Annotated in this window: 1 protein-coding gene and 1 pseudogene; one reads left to right on the top strand and one right to left on the bottom strand. The window is 54.5% G+C overall.

From position 1 onward, the window contains the following. Positions 1–128, top strand: a pseudogene (locus AC1DRJ_RS29685) (LysE family translocator); the annotation flags it as partial. A 197-nt stretch (positions 129–325) separates the two neighbouring features. Here AC1DRJ_RS29685 and uraH read toward each other — a convergent pair. After that, positions 326–679, bottom strand: a complete 354-nt coding sequence (gene uraH, locus AC1DRJ_RS29680; RefSeq protein ID WP_007944445.1) for a hydroxyisourate hydrolase — start codon at positions 677–679, stop codon at positions 326–328. Positions 680–959 lie beyond the last annotated feature (280 nt).

Here is a 959-nt window from a genome sequence, read left to right as displayed (position 1 = left end):
TGGCTTATGGGCTGGGTGCGCATGGGGCGGCTCGATATCTGCGCAGTGGCAAGGGACAGAGCTGGTTTAACCGGATCAGTGCAGGGTTGTTTGGTGGGGCTGGGGCTGCATCCCTTTTGAGCCGCTAAAAGCAAAAGCTTCGCGAGCAAGCCCACATTGGATTTGTGTCGATTACAAAACCCCTGTGGGAATGAGCCTGCTCGCGATGGCGTCACACCAGATAACACATTTCTAAAGACGAAAAAAAGCCCGCAGTGTGAGCGGGCGAAAGACCAAAGAAGCTATATGCGCAGTCGCTTCAAGGTTGAGGCAGCTGCTTGGGGGATCAGCTGCCGCGGTAGGTGGAATAGCTATATGGCGAAATCAGCAACGGCACATGGTAGTGATCCTGTTCCGCAGAGATGCCGAAACGCAGCACCACCACATCCAGAAACGCAGGCTCCGGCAACTGAACGCCACGGGCGCGGTAGTAGTCGCCTGCATGGAACTGAACCTGATAGACCCCGGTACGGTAGTCATCGCCTTGCAGCAGCGGTGCATCGACACGGCCATCGCTGTTGGTTGTCGCGCTGGCGACCAATTCCAGGTGCGAACCTTCAACACGGTACAACTCGACCTTGATCGAGCTGCCCGGGCAACCGTGTGCAGCGTCCAAAACGTGTGTAGTCAAACGTCCCATAGATTCTGCGCGCCTGCCTGCGAAAAGCAGTCAGGCCTCGCGCCTCCCGAAGTCAGTTAAAAAGGAGACCGCACCGATTCGGAGCACGAATCACTGCGGCGAGCGACTGATTAAGACACTTTTCAAAAAAATTGTACACAATAAAAAACAACCTATTTGCCTCGATGCCCGCAAGTCTGGATTTTGCAGCGAATTTGCCCCCGTACCATGAGATTAGCGCGCCTTCTATCCTTTAACTGACCACTCGGGCAGGTTTCTTGCAGTATCACCAATTCATGAC

The organism is Pseudomonas sp. P5_B2 (genome assembly GCF_056400445.1).
This window is presented reverse-complemented; position numbering and strand designations above follow the sequence as displayed.

What these genes read in the sequence shown, in the direction of transcription:
- uraH (WP_007944445.1), bottom strand. Translation starts at nt 679, where the DNA reads ATGGGACGTTTGACTACACACGTTTTGGACGCTGCACACGGTTGCCCG.